The sequence below is a fragment of the Actinomycetospora chiangmaiensis DSM 45062 genome (assembly GCF_000379625.1).
In the GTDB taxonomy this organism is placed as follows: domain Bacteria; phylum Actinomycetota; class Actinomycetes; order Mycobacteriales; family Pseudonocardiaceae; genus Actinomycetospora; species Actinomycetospora chiangmaiensis.
In genome coordinates, this window is sequence record NZ_KB903243.1 from 26929 (window position 1) to 44511 (window position 17583).

A 17583-nucleotide genomic window follows, 5' to 3' on the forward strand; every position below is an offset into this window, starting at 1 on the left:
GCACGAACGCGGGAGCCGTGCCGTACGGGCACGGACGGTGTCGGACCTCTCACGCTGTGCTTGTGCGGAACCCGGAGATCCGGGGACTCTCCTTTCGGAAGCTAACAATCTACCCCGGGAGGCGGACGTGACGGACAGCCGTTTCGAGCAGTGGGACGTCGTGTCGAGCGTGGGCCTGACGGCACTCGTCGTCGCGGCGGGCCGGTCGGTGGACACGCACCGGCCGGACGGGCTGATCTCGGACCCGTACGCCGAGGCGTTCGTCCAGGCCGCGAACCCGGCGCAGCCCCTCGCGACCCGTCCGGTCGAGCCGAAGGACGACTCCGACGACGAGCTCTGGCAGATGATGTCGGGCTACATGGGCACCCGCACCCGCTTCTTCGACGAGTACTTCGCGGGCGCCACGGGCCGGGGGCTGCGCCAGGTCGTCGTCCTGGCCTCGGGGCTGGACACGCGCGCCCACCGCCTCGACTGGCCGGCCGGCACGTCGTTCTACGAGGTCGACCAGGCGAAGATGATCGAGTTCAAGGACGCGGTGCTCGAGCAGGAGGGCGCCACCGCGCGCTGCGACCGCCGCACCGTGCTCGCCGACCTGCGCGACGACTGGCCCGCGGCCCTCCGCGCCGCCGGGTTCGACCCGGCCACCCCGACCGCCTGGCTGACCGAGGGTCTCCTGCCCTACCTGCCGGCCGAGACCCAGAGCGCCCTCGTCGACGCGATCGACGACCTCTCGGCCCCCGGTTCCGAGTGGGCCATCGAGGACTTCACCAACATCGCCCAGCAGTTCGACGACCCGGCCTTCGGACGGGTGGCCGCGAAGATGGGCGTGGACATGCAGCAGCTCCTGTACAGCGACGAGCGGCCCGACCCTGCCGCGACGCTGCGCTCGCGCGGCTGGACCACCGACACCCACGTGGCGGTCGAGGTCGCCAAGTCCTACGGCCGCACCCTCGACCCGCTCACCCAGCGGCTCAACGGCCAGAGCTCGTTCGTGACGGCGACGAAGGCACGCTGACCCGCGTCAGCACGTCCTCGTCCCCCGCGAACACGCCCTCCCGGCGCGGCCAGGCCGCGACGACGTCGGTGAAGCCGAGCTCCCCCGCCCGGCCCACCACGTCGTCGAACAGGCCCGCCGAGGAGAGCGCGTAGACCGGCGCCCCGTCGGAGTCGAGGATGCGCCTTCCCGACGACGGGTCGTGCCCGGCCCGCGCGCGGGCCTCGTCGTAGGCGGCGCAGAGGTCCGCGAGGCCGCGCCACCACGGCTCGAGGTCGTCGTGCGCCGACCCGGTGGTCACCCACCCCTCGCCGAGCCGGGCGGCGAGGTCGACCGTGCGCGGCCCGTCGGCCGCGAGCACGAACGGCACCCGCGGCCGCTGCACGCAGCCGGGCGCGCTGCGGGCCTCGACCGCCGTGTAGTACTCGCCGTGGTGCGTGACCCGCTCCTCGGTGAGCAGCCGGTCGAGCAGGACCGTGAACTCCTCGAAGCGCGCGAGGCGGCTGGCCGGGCGCGGCAGGCCGAGCACCTCCGTGTCGTACCCGCGGGGCGTGCCCGCGCCGAGCGCCGCGGTGAAGCGGCCCCGGGAGAGCTCGTCGAGCGCGAGCACGTCCCGGGCGAACGGGACGGGCGAGCGGACGTTCGGGCTCACCACGAAGGGGCCGATCTCGATCCGCTCCGTGACGAGGGCGGCCAGCGACAGCGTGGGCACCGCGCCGTACCAGGGCCCGTCGACCAGGGTGCGCCACCCGAGGTGGTCGAAGGTCCAGCCGCTGTCGAACCCCAGCTCCTCGACCGCGCGCCAGATGCGCGTCGCCTCGTCGCGGCGGTGTTCGGGCAGGACGGTGAGGCCGATGCGCACGACGCCGCAGTCTGCCCGGACGTGGACCGGGTGAGGACGGGGGCCACCGCGCCCGACGGCCTAGACTCGCCCCGATGAGCTCCGCCACCCCGACCCGCCGGCAGCGCTGGTCGCTGGCGTGGCACCGGCACGGCGAGCTGGTGCGCTTCGCCGTCGTCGGCGCGAGCACCTTCGTGGTGGACACCGCGGTGTTCCTGCTGCTCAAGACCACGATCCTGGAGCCGAAGCCGGTCACCGCGAAGGTCCTCGCCGTGCTCGTCGCGACGGTCGTCGGCTACCTCGCCAACCGCGAGTGGTCCTTCCGCGCCCGGGGCGGGTTGGCCCGTCGTCGGGAAGCGGTCCTGTACTTCGTCGTCAGCGGCGCCGCCCTCGCGGTCAACGCCGCCCCGCTCGGCGTCTCGCGCTACGTCCTCCACCTCGCGACCCCCGCCGTGTCGGCCCTCACCGAGCAGGTCGCCGACCTCGTGAGCGCCCAGATCGTCGGCACCCTGCTCGCCATGGCGTTCCGCTGGTGGGCCTTCCGCCGCTGGGTCTTCCCGACGGCGCTGTCGGGCTGACGGCCCTCCCGGTGCAAGCAATGCGTCACTACCGGCACTGAACGCCAGGAGAGCCACACCGTCAGCGCGGCCCCGTCGCGGGCAACGGCCGGGGCGAGGCGACCGCCTGGTCGGTACGCGGCACCGGGAGGAACAGCGCGAACACCGCGGGCTTCGTGCGGGCCAGCTCCAGGCGTCCGCCGTCGGCCTCCACCAGCGCCCGCGCGAGGGCGAGCCCGACGCCGGTGGACGCGGAGCCCGAGACGCCGCGGTCGAACACGTGCGGGGCGAGCTCGGACGGCACGCCGTCGCCGTTGTCGGAGACCTCCACGACGATCGTGTCGTGGTCGGAGTGCCGGGCGGCGATCGTGATCGTCCCGGCCCCGTGGCGCAGCGCGTTGTCCACCAGCACCCCGAGCGCCTCACGCAGGCGCGCCGATGTCGCCCGGGCGACGAGGCCGTCGGCGACCCGCACGCGCAGCCCCCGTCCCTGCCCGCGCGCCGCGTCCTGCCACTCGTCCGCCACCGCCGCGAGCTCGCCGTCGAGCTCCAGCGGGGACGCGCTCGCCGCCCGGGCCGCGCGGGCCGAGTTCAGCAGTTCGTCGAGCACCTCGGACAGCCGTTCGGCCTGTTCCAGGGCGGCTCCGCCCTCCGACGAGACCTCCGGGTCGGGGTGCGACGAGAGCTCGTCGAGGCGCAGCTGCAGGGCCGTGAGGCGGCTGCGGAGCTGGTGGGAGACGTCGCCGACCAGGTCCCGCTCGCGCTGCACGAGCTCGGCGAGCGCGACCGCCGAGGAGTCCAGCACGTCGGCGACGCGGTCCAGCTCCGGGATACCGTGACGCAGGGGGGCCTGCCGGAAGTCCCCCGCACCCAGCCGGGCCGCGCGGCCCGCCACCTGCTGCAGGGGGTCGGCGAGCCGCCGGGCGGTGAGGGTCGCGACGACGGCCCCGACCGCGACCGACAGCACGATCGCGCTCAGCACCAGAGCCGTCGCCTGGAGCTGGCGGGACCGCATCTCGTCCGCGGGCTCGGCCAGCACGGCCGACCCGTTGATGCCGAACGACGCGCTCTCGGTGATCTGGTCGGGGTCGGCGGTGTCGCCGATCGCGCTCGTGCCCCGGGGGGTGCGCACCACCAGCGACCCGCCCGGCGGCACCGCGATCGCGACCGCCGTCAGGTCCACCGGGCGGTCGGTCTGCAGCTGCGAGTCGAGCGTGGCGACCACCTGACGCAGCCGGCCGGCGAGCTCCGCGTGGGTGAAGTCCTCCACGAGCCGCCAGGTGGTGAACGCCAGCGGCCCGCCGAGGACGGTGACGGTGATCGCGACGACGAGCAGCGTCGAGACCAGGATGCGGCGACGCACGGAGCACCAGGCCTAGGTATTGAAGCGGAACCCGACGCCGCGGACGGTCGAGATGCGCTTGCCGCCCGACGGGCCGCCGTCGGTGTCGCCGAGCTTGCGCCGCAGCCAGGACATGTGCATGTCGAGCGTCTTCGAGGTCTTCATCTCGGGGTCGTTCCACACCTCGCGGAGGATCTCCTCGCGCGAGACGACCTGGCCCGCGTGGGCGAGCAGCACCCGCAGCAGCTCGAACTCCTTGTTGGCCAGCCCGATCTCGACGCCGTCCACCAGCACGCGGCGCGCCGAGGGCTCCATCCGCACACCCCCGGCGTCGAGAACCTCCGGGGCCCGGCGCCGCAGCAGCGCCCGCACCCGGGCCAGGAGCTCGGCGAGCCGGAACGGCTTGCCGACGTAGTCGTCGGCGCCGGCGTCGAGGCCGACGACGAAGTCGACCTCGTCGGTGCGCGCGGTCAGCATCAGCACGGGGAGGTCCGGCTTGCCGACGCGGACCCGCCGGCACACCTCGAGACCGTCCATCCCGGGGAGCCCGAGGTCGAGGACCATGAGGTCGACCTCGCCCTCGCCGGCGCGCGTCACCGCGGTCGGACCGTCGTCCACCACGTCGACCTCGTAGCCCTCGCGGGTGAGCGCCCGGGACAGCGGTCCGGCGATCGCCGCATCGTCCTCGACGAGGAGCACCGTGGTCATGAACGCCGAGAGTAGCCCGCCACGTGCGCGATCCGTGTGGGCCGTGGGTCGGACAGGATGAGCGCGTGACCGACGATCTCCTCGCGGACCTCGACCTCGCCCGCCGCATCGCCGACGCCGCCGACCGCGTGACCCTGTCCCGGTTCCGCGCGAGCGACCTGCAGGTGGACCGCAAACCCGACCGCACGCCCGTCACCGACGCCGACGTCGCCTGCGAGGACGAGGTGCGCCGCCTCATCGCCGCCGAGCGGCCGGACGACGCGGTGCTCGGCGAGGAACGCGGCTCCTCGGTCTCCGACCCCACCGCGCGGCACTGGATCGTCGACCCGATCGACGGCACGAAGAACTACTCCCGCGGCGTGCCCGTGTTCGCGACGCTGCTCGCGCTCATGAACGGCGGCGAGCCCGTCGTCGGAGTGGTCAGCGCCCCCGCCCTCGGGCGTCGCTGGTGGGCCGCGCGGGGGCAGGGCGCCTTCACCTCCGACGTCGCGCGCGGCGTCGACGCGGCACCCCTCACGGTGTCCGGGATCCAGGAGCTCGCCGACGCGTACGTGTCCACCACCGACCTCGACTACTGGCGCGAGATCGGCACCCGCGACCGCTGGCTCGCCCTCACCGAGGCCACCTGGGAGAGCCGCGCCTTCGGCGACTTCCACCACCACATGCTCGTCGCCGAGGGCCTCATGGACGCCGCCGTCGAGCCCGGCGCCAGCGCATGGGACCTCGCCGCCCCCGCGGTCGTCGTCCGCGAGGCCGGCGGTCGCCTCACCGACTTCGCCGGCACCGAGCGCATCGACGGCGGCGAGGCGCTGTCGACCAACGGCGCGCTGCACGACGCGGTCCTCGGCATCATCCGGACCTGAGCGCCCCCCGCATCATCTGCGTCCACGCCAACCGGCCGAAGAGGTGGAAGCAGGCCGCGGACTCCTCCTCGAACCGCGTCCACGAGTACCGCTCGCCGCTCTCGAACCAGTAGACCTCCCACGTCCGCTCCGGGCCGGGGTGCACCACCCACACCCGGTCGACCCGGCCCGGCACGCCCACCACGACGGTGCCCGGCGCCAGCCCGAGCGCCTCGATCCACCCCGGCAACGCGTCCACTCCCACACGGGTGCTGACGGCGCCGCGCGTCGATCGGTTCCGTCGGGGTCGGCCCTGACCTGACGAACGGGTCGTTCGTGTACCTAGAGGCCACGAACGACCCGTTCGTCAGGTCCGAGGGTGACGACTACCGGCTCGCCGGGAGTTCCCGACGCCGGGTGGACAGGCGCCGCAGGCGCGGGAAGCGTTCCGGCTCGGGCTCGTCGTCCCACTCGGCGTCCACGACATCGTCCTCGTCGAACCGGCCGTCGTCGTCCTCGTCGATCCCGTCCTCGAGGTCGTCCTCGTCGATCGGGTCGTCGTCCGGGTCCTCGTCCGCGTCGTCCCAGGTGCCCCAGCGGTCGGGGTCGAGCCCGCCCCGGCGCTCGGCCATCCGCTCGACCTCGGCGGCGACGCGCTCGACCCGGCCGAGGCCGTCGAAGCGCCACGGCTCGCGGGTGTCGTCGACGCCGACGACGAGCGTCCCGGCGCCGAGCAGCCGGTCGACCCCGGTGCGGACGGTGCGCACCGCGGTGATGCTGCGCCCGACCACGACGATGCCGGAACGGGAGAAGACGCCCTCGCGGACCAGGATGCGGCGGTCGGTGACGACGAAGTGGGTGGCCCGCCAGCGCGTCATCGGCGCCACCGAGAACCAGCCGAGCAGCCCCACCGCGACCACCGCGACGGCGACGAGCACGGCGGTCGCCCACGGGGTCGGCCGGGCGACGGCCACCAGCCAGGCCCCCACGAACGCGACCACCGGCGGCAGCAGCGCGGGCACGACGAGCATCCGCCAGTGCGGCCGGACGTGGCGCACCACCCGCTCGCCCGCCACGAGGAGACGCTCCGGATACGCCACGGACGTCCCCCTCCCATCGGCGGTGCGCCGTTCGAGGGTATCCGCGCGGCGGGCCGTCCACGAGGTCCCGCGCCGGGGCCCGGCCCCGGACGGGTGAGGTCAGGCGGGGCGCACGTGCACCACGTCGCCCGCGGCCACGGTGGTCAGCGCGCCACCGGGCTCCCGGACGACGAGCCGGCCGTCGTCGTCGACGTCGTCGGCCGTCCCGACCAGCTCGCGGTCCCCGGGCAGCACCACCCGGACCTCCCGGCCGAGGGTCGCGCAGCGCTGCCGGTAGCCCGAGAGCAGACCGGCGCGGCCCGCGTCGCCGCGGGCGGCGCGCCAGTCGTCGTCGAGCGAGGCGAACACCGCGAGCACGTCGCCGAGGACGTCGGGCCGCGAGCGCCGGACGCTCTGCGCGAGCAGCGAGGTGCCGCCCTCGGGCAGTTCCGCCTCCGGCGTCGACACGTTGATCCCGATCCCGACGACGAGCGCGTTGCCCGGCTGCGCCGAACCTCCGTCGCTGCGCTCGCCCCCGGGTCCCCCGGGCACCACCTCGGACAGGATGCCGGCGCCCTTGCGCTGGTCGGGGCCGAGCAGCAGGTCGTTCGGCCACTTCAGGGCGGCCTCGAGCGTCGCGACGGACGCCGGGGCGCGGTAGTCCTCCATCGCCACCACGAGCGCGAGGCCCGCGAGCAGCGGCGCCCAGCCCCACTGCGCCGGCGGGACCTCGGTGGGGCGCAGCAGCACCGAGAACGTCAGTCCCTCGGCCGGGCCCGACTCCCACGTCCGCTCCCGCCGGCCCCGCCCCGCCGTCTGGTGGTGGGCGACGAGGACGGTCCGATCGGGGGCGCCGGCCGCGGCCGCGGCGGCCAGGTCGGCGTTCGTCGACCCGGTGGCGTCCACCACGTCGAGGCGCGCCCACGGGCCCGTCGGGCCGACGGCGGTGGTCTGCAGCGCCTTCCAGGCGGCGGCGTCCTTCACTCCCGGGATCACCGCCGCCACGGTAGAGGAGTGCCCATCATCACCCCCACGCACCAGTGGGTGGAGCACCCTCGTCCTCGCTATCGTCCGGCCCCATGACCGCCGCGACGAAGCCGCCCCCCGAGCCCGACGAGGCCGCGGACGAGCCCGACGTCCACACCTCCGCCGGCAAGCTCGCGGACTGGCACCGGCGCCAGGACGACGTCGTCCACGCCGGCTCGGAGCGGGCCGTCGAGCGGCAGCACGCCAAGGGCCGCAAGACCGCCCGCGAGCGCATCGACCTCCTGCTCGACGAGGGCAGCTTCCTCGAGTTCGACGCGATGGCCCGTCACCGCTCCACGAACTTCGGCCTCGAGGCCAACCGCCCCTACGGCGACGGCGTGGTCACCGGGCAGGGGACCGTCGACGGCCGTCCCGTCTGCGTGTTCTCGCAGGACGCCACCGTCTTCGGCGGCGCGCTCGGCGAGGTCTACGGCGAGAAGATCGTCAAGGTCATGGACGTGGCCATGAAGATCGGCTGCCCCGTCATCGGCATCAACGACGGCGGCGGCGCGCGCATCCAGGAGGGTGTCGTCGCGCTCGGGCTCTACGGCGAGATCTTCCGGCGCAACTCCCACGCCTCCGGCGTCGTCCCGCAGATCTCCCTGGTCATGGGCCCGGCGGCGGGCGGCGCGGTGTACTCCCCCGCGCTGACCGACTTCACGATCATGGTCGACGAGACGTCGTTCATGTTCATCACCGGCCCCGACGTCATCAAGACGGTCACCGGCGAGGACGTCGAGTTCGAGACCCTCGGCGGCGCCCGCACCCACAACACCACCTCCGGCAACGCGCACTACCTCGCCTCCGACGAGGACGACGCGATCGCCTACGTGCAGGAGCTCCTCGGCTACCTGCCGTCGAACAACCTCTCCGAGCCGCCGCGGCTGCCCGCGGACGAGGAGTCGGGCGCCATCGAGGAGAGCCTCTCCGAGGTCGACCTCGAGCTCGACGCGCTGGTGCCGGACTCCCCGAACCAGCCCTACGACATCCGCGAGGTCATCCGACGCGTCGTCGACGACGAGGAGTTCCTGGAGGTCCAGGAGCTCTACGCGGCGAACATCGTCGTCGGCTACGGACGGATCGAGGGGCGCCCGGTCGGCTTCGTCGCGAACCAGCCCTCCCAGCTCGCCGGCTGCCTCGACATCGGCGCCAGCGAGAAGGCCGCCCGCTTCGTACGGACCTGCGACGCGTTCAACGTGCCGGTCGTGACCTTCGTCGACGTGCCGGGGTTCCTGCCCGGCACCGACCAGGAGTACAACGGCATCATCCGGCGCGGCGCGAAGCTGATCTACGCGTACGCCGAGGCGACCGTCCCGCTCATCACGGTCATCTGCCGCAAGGCCTACGGCGGCGCCTACGACGTCATGGGGTCCAAGCACCTCGGCGCCGACCTCAACCTGGCGTGGCCGACCGCCCAGATCGCCGTCACCGGCGCCTCGGGCGCGGTGAGCATCCTCTACCGCAAGGAGCTCAAGAAGGTCGAGGACGACGGCGGGGACGTCGCCGCCCGCCGCGCGGAGCTGCAGCAGGAGTACGAGGACACCCTCGCCAACCCCTACATCGCGGCCGAGCGCGGGTACGTCGACGCGGTGGTCCCGCCGTCGTGGACCCGCGGCTACGTCGCCCGCGCACTGCGGTCGTTCTCGGGCAAGCGCGAGACGCTGCCGCCCAAGAAGCACGGGAACATCCCGCTGTGACACGCAGCGGAGCGGAGCTGGAACGGGAGGCGCTGTGACCGGCCCCGAGGAGGAGGCACCGGCCCGGCCGGTGCTGCGCATCGTCCGGGGCGACCCCTCGCCCGAGGAGCTGGCCGCGCTGACCGCCGTGCTCGCGGCGGCCTCCGGCGGGGGCGGCGCGGAGCCGGAGGCCGGCCCGACCTCGGTGTGGACCGAGCGGTCGGCCCTGGTCCGGCGTCCGGTGCACCCGGGTCCCGGCGCGTGGCGGGCGTCGGCGCTGCCGCGCTGAGGCCCTCCCGGGTGACAGCAGTGCGTCATTGCTGTCACTGGGCACCAGTCACGCCACATGGTCGCGGCGCGCGGCCACCCCGATGAGAGCCGTCGGCCCGAGGCGTGTCCCTCAGACGTAGGCGTACGTGCTCGACGAGTACTCCGAATAGTCGCCGGACGCGAGCACCCCGGGTTCGTCGGGGAGCTCCTCGGTCGCGACGAGCGGGATCGCCGTGCCGCATTCCGCGCATCGAGCCGGTCGTCCGCCATCGCGGCCGCGCACCGTGATCCAGCAGCCGCGGCTCCCGGTGAGTACCGCTCGGAGCTCACCGAGCAGGTGGTGACCATCGGCGGTGGCGGTGCAGACGAAGTCGAGGAAGGTCACACGACGTCCGCACGAGGTGCAGGTCCGGTCCACCGCGTGGAACGGGCCGGCCAGCGCCGCCACCGGCACGTCCAGGTGGGCGGCGAGCTCGGCGTCCTCCTCCTCGGTCATCCGCCGCAGAGAGCCGCGACGGTCCCGTTGCGAGGCGTGGAAGACGTCGACGTCCACCGGGACGGTGCGGGTGGCTGCGGGTCGATCGGCGAGCAGGGCGTCGAGCTCGTCCGCCCCGCATGTCACTGCGGCGTCCCGGCGTCGGTTCCCGCGTCAGTGGTGGTCGTGGGGAACTCCGCGCCCTTGCTGCCCTGGGACCCGTGGGCGCACCCGCACTCGGCGATCATCGATGCCTGCTCGGCCGATCGTCCCTGCACGCGGTCGTTCCCGAGCAGTTCCTCTGCGACGAGTCGCTTGAACGTGCGTATTCCGACGCTGCCGACCGGAATGGCTGTCACGCCGTCGTCCGCGAGATATTTACGCGCCTCGTCCCAGAGGTCGTGATTCGCGACGAACTTCATCGTGGCGGCGAAGGCGTCGATCCCGACGTCGGTGATCTCGTCGTCCGGCGTCCCTTGGCGTGACTGACCGTTCATCGAAGCTCCTCGGGGACGTGCCGGCGCGGCCCGCCGGTCTGCGCCGATCAGAATGGCGGATTCGACCGCCACCCGAATCGTCCATTCGACTCGTCGAACTACGGCATCGAGCGAACTCTACTACTGCATCACGCTGCGCAGAATCCCACTCACGGTCTGTTGCCGAGATTGCCGCGGGCGCGCACCCGTGCCACCCTTGCGGAAATCGCGGGAGGCGCCATGAACGCATTCTCGGTGACGCGAGCCGTCCAACGGGAATGGCTCGAGGCGCTGGAGCGGCACGGACTGACGTTGCGTGCCCGTCCTGGGGTCCACCACGTCGACGTGGGCCTCGAATACCGCTCGGGACGACCGTCGGGGCGGCTCGCGCTACGGATCCACGTCGACGAGAAGCTCCCCGACCCGCCGGGCCCGGTCGACCTCGACGGGCGCCCGCTCGACGTACTCGTGACACGGCCGCGCCCGCACCTGTCGGCCGACGACCGGGTGGATCCTCTGCTGGGCGGGATCACGATCACCAATGCGGTGCATGCGTTCGGCGTCGGCACGCTGGGCGCGATCGTGTTCGATCGGGCGACCGGCGCTCCGATGTTGCTCTCCGCGCGTCACGTCCTCTGCGGGCTCGACGGCGGGCCCGGCGATCAGATCACCCAGCCCGAGGGCGGGGACGAGGTCGCGGTCGTCTCCCGGGTCGCCCGCAGCGTCGACGCCGCAGTCGCGACGCTGCACGGGCCACGCGGCTTCACGACAGCGATCGCCGGACGGGCGGTCGGCATCAGCGAACTCGACAGCGCACTGGTAGGCACCGTCGTCACCAAGTCCGGCCGCACGACGGGGACGACCAGCGGGATCGTCGACGGTGTGTCCGAGAAGGGCTTCTCCGTCGTGCCGGATCCCGCCGGTCCAGCCTTGCCGGGCGGCGAGATCAGCAGTGAGGGCGACTCGGGTGCGATCTGGGCGGTGGCCGAGCGACCCGAGGTCGGACTCGGCCTGCATGTGGCCGGGGAAGCCGATCCCGATCCCGCCGCCGAGCGCGCGTGGGCTGTCGACCTCACTGCGGTGGCCCGCGAACTCGACATCTCGTTCACCGATCCGTCGAAGACCGCCGCCGCAGCGAACGGCTCGACGCGCCGGAATGCGCCTGCGGCCGGAGGCGGCCCGTAGGGTCGCGGCCCGTGCGCCTCGTGCTCGGTTCCGCGTCCCCCGCCCGCCTCGGTGTGCTGCGCGCCGCGGGGGTGGACCCCGACGTCATCGTCTCCGCGGTCGACGAGGACGCGCTGCTGGCGGGGTTCGGCGACGCCACCGCCGCGGAGAAGGTCACCGCCCTCGCCGTCGAGAAGGCCCGCGCGGTGGCCGGCCAGGTGCCGGCCGAGGAGGACGACGTCGTCGTCATCGGGTGCGACTCGATGCTCGAGATCGACGGTGAGCTGGTGGGCAAGCCGCACACCGCGGAGAACGCCCGGGCGCGCTGGGAACGGATGGCGGGCCGCCACGGCGAGCTCGTCACCGGGCATGCCCTCGTGCGGCTGCGGGGCGGCGTGGTCGAGGCCGAGATCTCCGGCCACGCGACGACGTTCGTGACGTTCGCCGAGCCGACCCCCGCGCAGTTGGAGGCCTATCTGGCGTCGGGCGAGCCGCTGGCCGTCGCGGGCGCCTTCACCCTCGACGGGCTCGGCGGCTGGCTGGTCGAGGGGATCCAGGGCGACCCGTCGAACGTCATCGGTATCAGCCTGCCGCTCGTACGGCGGCTGCTCGCCGAGCTCGGCGTGGAGGTCAGCGATCTGTGGCGGACGCCGACGGCGGGGTGACCCGCGCGCCCCGGGTGGCCGACGCCGGCGGCACGGCCGCGCGCCCGGGGGTGGTGGCCCCCGTCGAGGAGAGCGACCGGACGACGCGGTCGGCCGCGGTCGCGTCGGCGCCCTGCGTCCGGCCGGGCGCCGCGACCGCGAGCAGCACCAGCCCCGGCTCGCCGCGGGTGGCCGCGACGGTCGTGACCCGCACCAGCGTCCCGTCCGCGACGCGGCGCACCGACGTGAAGGCGTCGCGGCCGTCCAGGGTGGACGCGGCGTCGGAGACGGTGGCGATGCGACCGGTCCCCTCGCCCCGCACCCCGTCGGCGAACGCCCCGACCAGCCGGCGGGCCTCCTGCGCCAGCGCGTCGTCGCCGCTGCGGGCCGGGTCGAGCCGCCCGAGCAGGACGGTGGCGCGGTCCGCGAGCGTCAGGACGGTGGGGAACCGACCGGGGGTGACCGGCACGAGGTCCTGGCTGCGGGCGGTCGTCCACCCCGGCTCCGTGGCCACGGTGGCACCGAGCGTCGGGTCGCCCGCACGCCCGGGGCGGGTGGTCACCGCGGGGGCGGTCGGCGTCGCGACGGCGGGTGAGGCCACCGGCGAGACGGGCCCTGCGGCCGTCGTCCGGTCCTCGGTCCGCCGCGCGGCCTCGGAATCCGCACCCGCCGCCGTCGCGACTGCGGCCACCGTCCCGGCCAGGGCCGCGACGGACGCGCACACGGCCACCGCGGGTCCCCACCATCGTCCGCGCTCGGTCATCGGTGGACGACGGTAGCGACCGGCCTGCGGGGGTCGGCCACCGCCCGTCACCTCCGAGGCGCCGGGCTGTGGCCATGACCACGCGGGACGCGGTGTCGCGGGGGCGTGCGGTGCGGGAGAGTCCCAGGAACGGTCACGCCCGACCGTTCGCGCTCCACACGATCGATCTTCCGCGCGCAGCGGCCCTACACTGCGCGCGATCCACGCCCGCAACGACGCGACGCCCCCCGGGAGGCTCCACCGATGGCTCCGCAGGCTCAGCAGGACGCCCTGCACACCGTGCTGATCGCCAACCGTGGCGAGATCGCCGTGCGGGTGGCGCGTGCGTGCCGGGATGCCGGCCTGACGAGTGTGGCGGTGTACGCCGACCCGGACCGGGACGCCCCGCACGTGCGGATCGCCGACCAGGCCTACGGCCTCGGCGGGCAGACCGCCGCGGAGTCCTACCTGGACATCGACAAGCTGATCGCGGCGGCGAAGGAGTCCGGCGCGAACGGCGTCCACCCCGGCTACGGGTTCCTCTCGGAGAACTCCGACTTCGCCCAGGCCGTCATCGACGCCGGCCTGATCTGGATCGGGCCGTCCCCGCAGGCCATCCGCGACCTGGGCGACAAGGTCACCGCCCGCAAGATCGCCGAACGCGCCGGGGCGCCGCTGGTGCCGGGCACGAAGGACCCGGTCGCCGACGCCGACGAGGTCATCGCCTTCGCCGACGAGCACGGCCTGCCGGTCGCGATCAAGGCCGCGTTCGGCGGCGGCGGCCGCGGCATGCGCGTCGCCCGCGAACGCTCCGAGATCGCCGAGATGTTCGACGCCGCGGTCCGCGAGGCCGTCTCGGCGTTCGGCCGCGGCGAGTCGTTCGTCGAGCGCTACCTCGACAAGCCCCGCCACGTCGAGGCCCAGGTCCTGGCCGACCAGCACGGCACCTGCATCGTCGTGGGCACCCGGGACTGCTCGCTGCAGCGCCGCCACCAGAAGCTCGTCGAGGAGGCCCCGGCGCCGTTCCTGACCGACGAGCAGCGCAAGCGCATCCACACCTCGGCCCGCGACATCTGCCTCGAGGCCGGCTACTCCGGCGCCGGGACGGTGGAGTTCCTCGTCGGCGAGGACGGCACCATCTCCTTCCTCGAGGTCAACACCCGGCTGCAGGTCGAGCACCCGGTCTCCGAGGAGACCTCCGGCCTGGACCTGGTGCGCGAGCAGTTCCGCATCGCGAACGGCGAACACCTGCAGATCACCGAGGACCCCGAGCCGCGCGGGCACTCCATCGAGTTCCGGCTCAACGGTGAGGACGCCGGCCGCGGGTTCCTGCCCGCCCCCGGGACGGTGACGACGTTCGTGGCCCCGTCCGGGCCGGGCGTGCGGGTCGACGCCGGTGTCGAGTCCGGCAGCGTGATCGGCGGCCAGTTCGACTCCATGGTCGGCAAGCTCATCGTCACCGGCGCCGACCGCCAGCAGGCCCTGGAACGCTCACGGCGCGCGCTGTCGGAGATCGTCGTCGAGGGCCTGCCGACGGTGATCCCGTTCCACCGCCTCGTGGTCACCGACCCCGCCTTCACCGCCCCCGAAGGCGCCTCCTCGTTCACCGTGCACACCCGGTGGATCGAGACCGAGTGGAACAACACCGTCGAGCCCTATGTGGCCGAGGGTGTGGGCGACGACGAGGACGAGCCGGCCCCGCGCCAGACCGTCGTCGTCGAGGTCGGCGGCAAGCGCCTCGAGGTCTCGCTGCCCGGTGACCTGGCGCTGGGAGGGGGAGCCGCGCCCCGCGCGTCGGCTTCGGACAAGAAGAAGTCGCGCAAGCGCTCCGGCGGCGGCGCCAAGGTCTCCGGCGACGCGGTCACCTCGCCGATGCAGGGCACCGTCGTGAAGGTCGCGGTCTCCGAGGGCGACACCGTCGCCGCGGGCGACCAGATCGTCGTCGTCGAGGCGATGAAGATGGAGAACCCCGTGACCGCGCACAAGGGCGGCACCGTGACCGGCCTGTCCGTCGAGGCCGGCGCCTCGGTGAACCAGGGCGCGGTGATCTGCGAGATCGCCGACTAGCACCTCCGGTGCAAGCAATGCGTCATTGCTTGCACCCAGCGCCAGGAAAGCCACATCGTCGGGCGCGGCCTATCGTGAATCCGTGGGTGAACTGCGGATCGGCAACCGGGAGCGGGAGCTCGCGATGGCCGCGCTCGACGAGCACCTCCGCGAGGGTCGCCTGGAGCCGGGCGAGTACGCCGAGCGCTCGGCGGTCGCCTCGACCGCCCGGTTCCGCTCCGAGCTCGACGCGCTGTTCACCGACCTCCCGGCCCCGCACCCGGCCTACCCCCACCCCGTTCCCGACGTCGGGTCGGTGCCGGCGGGTGGGTCCCCGCCGCCCCCGCCGCCCCCGCCGACGCGGGCGCCGGACCGGGAGGACCTGCCCGAGCTCGTCGCCCCGCTCGGGGCACGGCTCGGCCGGCACGCGGGGTTGCTGTCCGCGCTCGCGCCGGCGATCGCCCTCGTCCTGTTCCTCGTGACCGGGTTGCGGTTCCCGCAGCTCTTCCTGCTGGTCCCCGTCGCGATCGGGGTCCTCGCCTACCTCGGGCACCGTCACGGCGGGTGAATCGAGTCGTCCTCAGGTAAAGCGGTCGGACGTTGTCAGGGGTCCGTGGTTACCTGGAGGCACGGCACCGACGCCGGCCGCCCCGACAGCCCGCCCCCGGAAAGGTGCGTCACCCCATGGCCACGGCTCCGACCACACCGGACGCCCCCGCGGCGACCGACGATCCCGCCGCGCCCGATCCCGGGAGCACGCGCGCCGGCGTGGTGATCGCGGTCCTGGTCGTCTCCGCGTTCGTCATGATCCTCAACGAGACGATCCTGTCGGTCGCGCTGAACGACCTGACGCGGGACCTCGGGGTCTCCACCACCACCGTGCAGTGGCTGACCAGCGGCTTCCTCCTGACGATGGCCGTCGTCATTCCGACGACGGGCTTCCTGCTCGAGCGCTTCACCCCGCGCCAGGTGTTCCTCGCGTCGTTGACGCTGTTCAGCCTCGGCACGCTCGTCAGTGCGCTCGCCCCCGGCTTCGGGGTGCTGCTCGTCGGCCGCGTGGTGCAGGCGTGCGGCACCGCGCTGATCATCCCGCTGCTGATGACCTCGGTGATGCGGCTCGTGCCGGAGCACAAGCGCGGCTCGATGATGGGAACGATCTCCATCGTCATCGCCGTGGCGCCGGCCATCGGCCCGACCATCGGCGGGGCGGTCCTGGCGTCGCTCAGCTGGCGGTGGATGTTCTGGATCGTGCTGCCGCTCGCGCTGCTGGCGCTCCTGCTCGGGGCCGCCCTCATGCGGCTGCCCTCGCAGACGCGGTCCGTCCCGCTCGACGTGCTCTCGGTGCTGCTCTCGGCCCTGGGCTTCGGAGGCATCCTCTACGGCTTCTCCGCGATCGGGGAGTCCGGCGGGTCCGGCCCGCACGTGGCCCCGTGGATCCCGCTGGTGATCGGCGCGGTCAGCCTCGTGCTGTTCGTCGGGCGTCAGCTGGCCCTGCAGAAGCGGGAGGCCGCGCTGCTCGACCTGCGGCCCTTCACCCACCGCACCTTCGTGGTGTCGCTGATCCTCGCGGCGCTGCTGTTCATGGCGCTGCTCGGTGCCGCCGCGATCCTGCTGCCGCTCTACCTGCAGACGGTGCTGAACCAGGGCACGTTCATCACGGGGCTCGCGGTGCTCCCCGGTGGTCTGGTGCTCGGTCTGCTGGGCCGGCCGGTGGGGGCGCTGTTCGACCGCTTCGGCGCCCGACCGCTGGTCATCCCGGGCGCGCTCGCCATGGCGGCCTCGCTGTGGGGGTTCGCCTCGCTCAGCGCGGCGTCGCCGCTGTGGCTGGTCATCGTCATCCACATGGTGCTCATGGCGGGCCTCGGTCTGATGATGACGCCGCTGATGACGTCGTCGCTGGCGGTCCTGCCCGGGCCGCTCTACTCCCACGGCAGCGCCATCCTCGCGACGCTGCAGCAGGTGGCGGGCGCGTTCGGCACGGCCGCGTTCGTCACGATCTCGGCCATCGCGTCGGCCACCGCGAGCGGCTCCCCCGACGCGCAGGGTCTCCGGACCGGGTTCATGGCGGCCGGCGTGGTCGGCGTGCTCGCCTTCGTCGTGTCGTTCTTCCTCCCGCGCCGCATCGTGACCTCGGACGACCTCGAGACGGCCGCGGACGCTCCGGGCGCCGACCCGCGGGCGGACTCCGCGTCGGCCGGCCACGGCGACAGCACCGGCCCTCTCCCGGTCGCGACCGGGTCGGTGAGCCCGGGGTCGAACGGTGCTGGTTCAAACGTCGCCGGGTCGTACGGCGCCGAGTCGAACGGTTCCGGGTCGAACGGCCCGGCGGCGTCGGGCACGTCCGGCACCGCGTCGGGCACCGGGTCCCGCCCGTGGCCGCGGGTCGTCGGACGCGTCGAGCTCGCGCGGGCGGGCGAGGCGGTCGTGACGCTCGTCGACGAGCACGGGGTCCAGCACGGCCGGGTCGACACCGAGGGTGGTTCCTACGACCTGTCGCTACCGGCCTCGGGTGCGTGGCTCGTCGTGGTCTCGGCGCCCGGGCACGCCCCGCGGGCCGATCGTGTGGTCGCCGGCGGGCACGACACCGAGCTGCGCCACGACGTCACCCTCGTCGGGTCGGAGCCGCTGGCCGACGACGCCCGCGACCCGGAGTCGGTCACGTCGCAGAGCTGACGCACCGGGACGCGCACGGCGAGAGTGA

Annotated in this window: 18 protein-coding genes and 1 pseudogene; 10 read left to right on the forward strand and 9 right to left on the reverse strand. The window is 73.8% G+C overall.

The genetic code is table 11. From position 1 onward, the window contains the following. Positions 1 to 127: 127 nt before the first annotated feature. On the forward strand, positions 128 to 1015 hold the full coding sequence (locus tag A3CO_RS0119540; RefSeq protein ID WP_018333934.1) for a class I SAM-dependent methyltransferase: 888 nt from the start codon (positions 128 to 130) through the stop codon (positions 1013 to 1015). On the opposite strand, the gene A3CO_RS0119545 is transcribed toward A3CO_RS0119540, so the two are convergent. Further along, positions 972 to 1856 carry an LLM class flavin-dependent oxidoreductase gene (locus A3CO_RS0119545; RefSeq protein WP_018333935.1) on the reverse strand — a complete coding sequence of 295 codons (885 nt, stop codon included), beginning with the start codon at positions 1854 to 1856 and terminating at the stop codon, positions 972 to 974. The genes A3CO_RS0119540 and A3CO_RS0119545 overlap by 44 nt on opposite strands. A gap of 74 nt (positions 1857 to 1930) precedes the next feature. Between A3CO_RS0119545 and A3CO_RS0119550 the strand changes: the two genes are divergently transcribed. Next, on the forward strand, positions 1931 to 2413 hold the full coding sequence (locus A3CO_RS0119550) for a GtrA family protein (protein WP_018333936.1): 483 nt from the start codon (positions 1931 to 1933) through the stop codon (positions 2411 to 2413). Positions 2414 to 2474: 61 nt separating this feature from the next. On the opposite strand, the gene A3CO_RS0119555 is transcribed toward A3CO_RS0119550, so the two are convergent. Next, entirely contained in the window at positions 2475 to 3755 is a 1281-nt protein-coding gene (locus A3CO_RS0119555) for an ATP-binding protein (protein WP_018333937.1), read from the reverse strand. A 12-nt stretch (positions 3756 to 3767) separates the two neighbouring features. After that, positions 3768 to 4442, reverse strand: coding sequence for a response regulator transcription factor (locus A3CO_RS0119560; protein ID WP_018333938.1), 675 nt, complete (start codon positions 4440 to 4442; stop codon positions 3768 to 3770). A 65-nt stretch (positions 4443 to 4507) separates the two neighbouring features. Here A3CO_RS0119560 and A3CO_RS0119565 point away from each other — a divergent pair, with 65 nt between their 5' ends. After that, positions 4508 to 5305 (forward strand): inositol monophosphatase family protein, encoded by a 798-nt coding sequence (locus A3CO_RS0119565; RefSeq protein ID WP_018333939.1) that lies wholly within the window; start codon positions 4508 to 4510, stop codon positions 5303 to 5305. Here A3CO_RS0119565 and A3CO_RS0119570 read toward each other — a convergent pair. The 3 genes from A3CO_RS0119570 to A3CO_RS0119580 all read right to left on the reverse strand — a co-directional run bounded on the left by A3CO_RS0119570 (position 5292) and on the right by A3CO_RS0119580 (position 7359). Next, positions 5292 to 5543: a hypothetical protein gene (locus A3CO_RS0119570; protein WP_018333940.1), complete on the reverse strand. Its 252-nt coding sequence runs from the start codon at positions 5541 to 5543 to the stop codon at positions 5292 to 5294. The two genes, A3CO_RS0119565 and A3CO_RS0119570, sit on opposite strands and share 14 nt — an antisense overlap. 127 nt (positions 5544 to 5670) lie before the next feature. After that, on the reverse strand, positions 5671 to 6384 hold the full coding sequence (locus A3CO_RS36100; protein ID WP_018333941.1) for a PH domain-containing protein: 714 nt from the start codon (positions 6382 to 6384) through the stop codon (positions 5671 to 5673). A 99-nt stretch (positions 6385 to 6483) separates the two neighbouring features. Continuing rightward, positions 6484 to 7359, reverse strand: a complete 876-nt coding sequence (locus A3CO_RS0119580; RefSeq protein WP_245561554.1) for a biotin--[acetyl-CoA-carboxylase] ligase — start codon at positions 7357 to 7359, stop codon at positions 6484 to 6486. Positions 7360 to 7442: 83 nt separating this feature from the next. On the opposite strand from A3CO_RS0119580, the gene A3CO_RS0119585 reads away from it, so the two are divergent. Together A3CO_RS0119585 and A3CO_RS0119590 are read left to right on the forward strand one after the other, a co-directional pair. Continuing rightward, the gene (locus tag A3CO_RS0119585) at positions 7443 to 9086 is read left to right on the forward strand and encodes an acyl-CoA carboxylase subunit beta (protein ID WP_018333943.1); all 1644 of its coding nucleotides are present in this window, start codon (positions 7443 to 7445) and stop codon (positions 9084 to 9086) included. A 34-nt stretch (positions 9087 to 9120) separates the two neighbouring features. Continuing rightward, a complete protein-coding gene (locus A3CO_RS0119590; protein WP_018333944.1) occupies positions 9121 to 9354 on the forward strand; it encodes an acyl-CoA carboxylase epsilon subunit in 234 nt (77 codons plus the stop codon). A gap of 111 nt (positions 9355 to 9465) precedes the next feature. On the opposite strand, the gene A3CO_RS0119595 is transcribed toward A3CO_RS0119590, so the two are convergent. After that, positions 9466 to 9957 (reverse strand): hypothetical protein, encoded by a 492-nt coding sequence (locus tag A3CO_RS0119595; protein WP_018333945.1) that lies wholly within the window; start codon positions 9955 to 9957, stop codon positions 9466 to 9468. Beyond that, entirely contained in the window at positions 9954 to 10379 is a 426-nt protein-coding gene (locus A3CO_RS0119600) for a hypothetical protein (RefSeq protein ID WP_157647717.1), read from the reverse strand. The genes A3CO_RS0119595 and A3CO_RS0119600 overlap by 4 nt, the downstream gene beginning before the upstream one ends. Before the next feature lie 147 nt (positions 10380 to 10526). On the opposite strand from A3CO_RS0119600, the gene A3CO_RS0119605 reads away from it, so the two are divergent. Together A3CO_RS0119605 and A3CO_RS0119610 are read left to right on the forward strand one after the other, a co-directional pair. Further along, positions 10527 to 11471 carry a chymotrypsin family serine protease gene (locus A3CO_RS0119605; protein WP_157647718.1) on the forward strand — a complete coding sequence of 315 codons (945 nt, stop codon included), beginning with the start codon at positions 10527 to 10529 and terminating at the stop codon, positions 11469 to 11471. An 11-nt stretch (positions 11472 to 11482) separates the two neighbouring features. Next, on the forward strand, positions 11483 to 12115 hold the full coding sequence (locus A3CO_RS0119610; RefSeq protein ID WP_018333948.1) for a Maf family protein: 633 nt from the start codon (positions 11483 to 11485) through the stop codon (positions 12113 to 12115). On the opposite strand, the gene A3CO_RS0119615 is transcribed toward A3CO_RS0119610, so the two are convergent. Beyond that, positions 12081 to 12857: a hypothetical protein gene (locus tag A3CO_RS0119615; protein WP_157647719.1), complete on the reverse strand. Its 777-nt coding sequence runs from the start codon at positions 12855 to 12857 to the stop codon at positions 12081 to 12083. The genes A3CO_RS0119610 and A3CO_RS0119615 overlap by 35 nt on opposite strands. Before the next feature lie 243 nt (positions 12858 to 13100). On the opposite strand from A3CO_RS0119615, the gene A3CO_RS0119620 reads away from it, so the two are divergent. The 3 genes and pseudogenes from A3CO_RS0119620 to A3CO_RS33275 all read left to right on the forward strand — a co-directional run. Further along, positions 13101 to 14903, forward strand: a complete 1803-nt coding sequence (locus A3CO_RS0119620; RefSeq protein ID WP_018333950.1) for an acetyl/propionyl/methylcrotonyl-CoA carboxylase subunit alpha — start codon at positions 13101 to 13103, stop codon at positions 14901 to 14903. A gap of 82 nt (positions 14904 to 14985) precedes the next feature. Beyond that, entirely contained in the window at positions 14986 to 15450 is a 465-nt protein-coding gene (locus tag A3CO_RS36105) for a DUF1707 SHOCT-like domain-containing protein (RefSeq protein WP_018333951.1), read from the forward strand. Between the two features lie 116 nt (positions 15451 to 15566). Then, positions 15567 to 17000 (forward strand): annotated as a pseudogene (locus A3CO_RS33275) (DHA2 family efflux MFS transporter permease subunit); the annotation flags it as partial. Positions 17001 to 17583: the final 583 nt, after the last annotated feature.

What these genes read in the sequence shown, in the direction of transcription:
- A3CO_RS0119550 (WP_018333936.1), top strand. Translation starts at nt 1,931, where the DNA reads ATGAGCTCCGCCACCCCGACCCGCCGGCAGCGCTGGTCGCTGGCGTGG.
- A3CO_RS0119615 (WP_157647719.1), bottom strand. Translation starts at nt 12,857, where the DNA reads ATGACCGAGCGCGGACGATGGTGGGGACCCGCGGTGGCCGTGTGCGCG.
- A3CO_RS0119605 (WP_157647718.1), top strand. Translation starts at nt 10,527, where the DNA reads ATGAACGCATTCTCGGTGACGCGAGCCGTCCAACGGGAATGGCTCGAG.
- A3CO_RS0119620 (WP_018333950.1), top strand. Translation starts at nt 13,101, where the DNA reads ATGGCTCCGCAGGCTCAGCAGGACGCCCTGCACACCGTGCTGATCGCC.
- A3CO_RS0119560 (WP_018333938.1), bottom strand. Translation starts at nt 4,442, where the DNA reads ATGACCACGGTGCTCCTCGTCGAGGACGATGCGGCGATCGCCGGACCG.
- A3CO_RS0119585 (WP_018333943.1), top strand. Translation starts at nt 7,443, where the DNA reads ATGACCGCCGCGACGAAGCCGCCCCCCGAGCCCGACGAGGCCGCGGAC.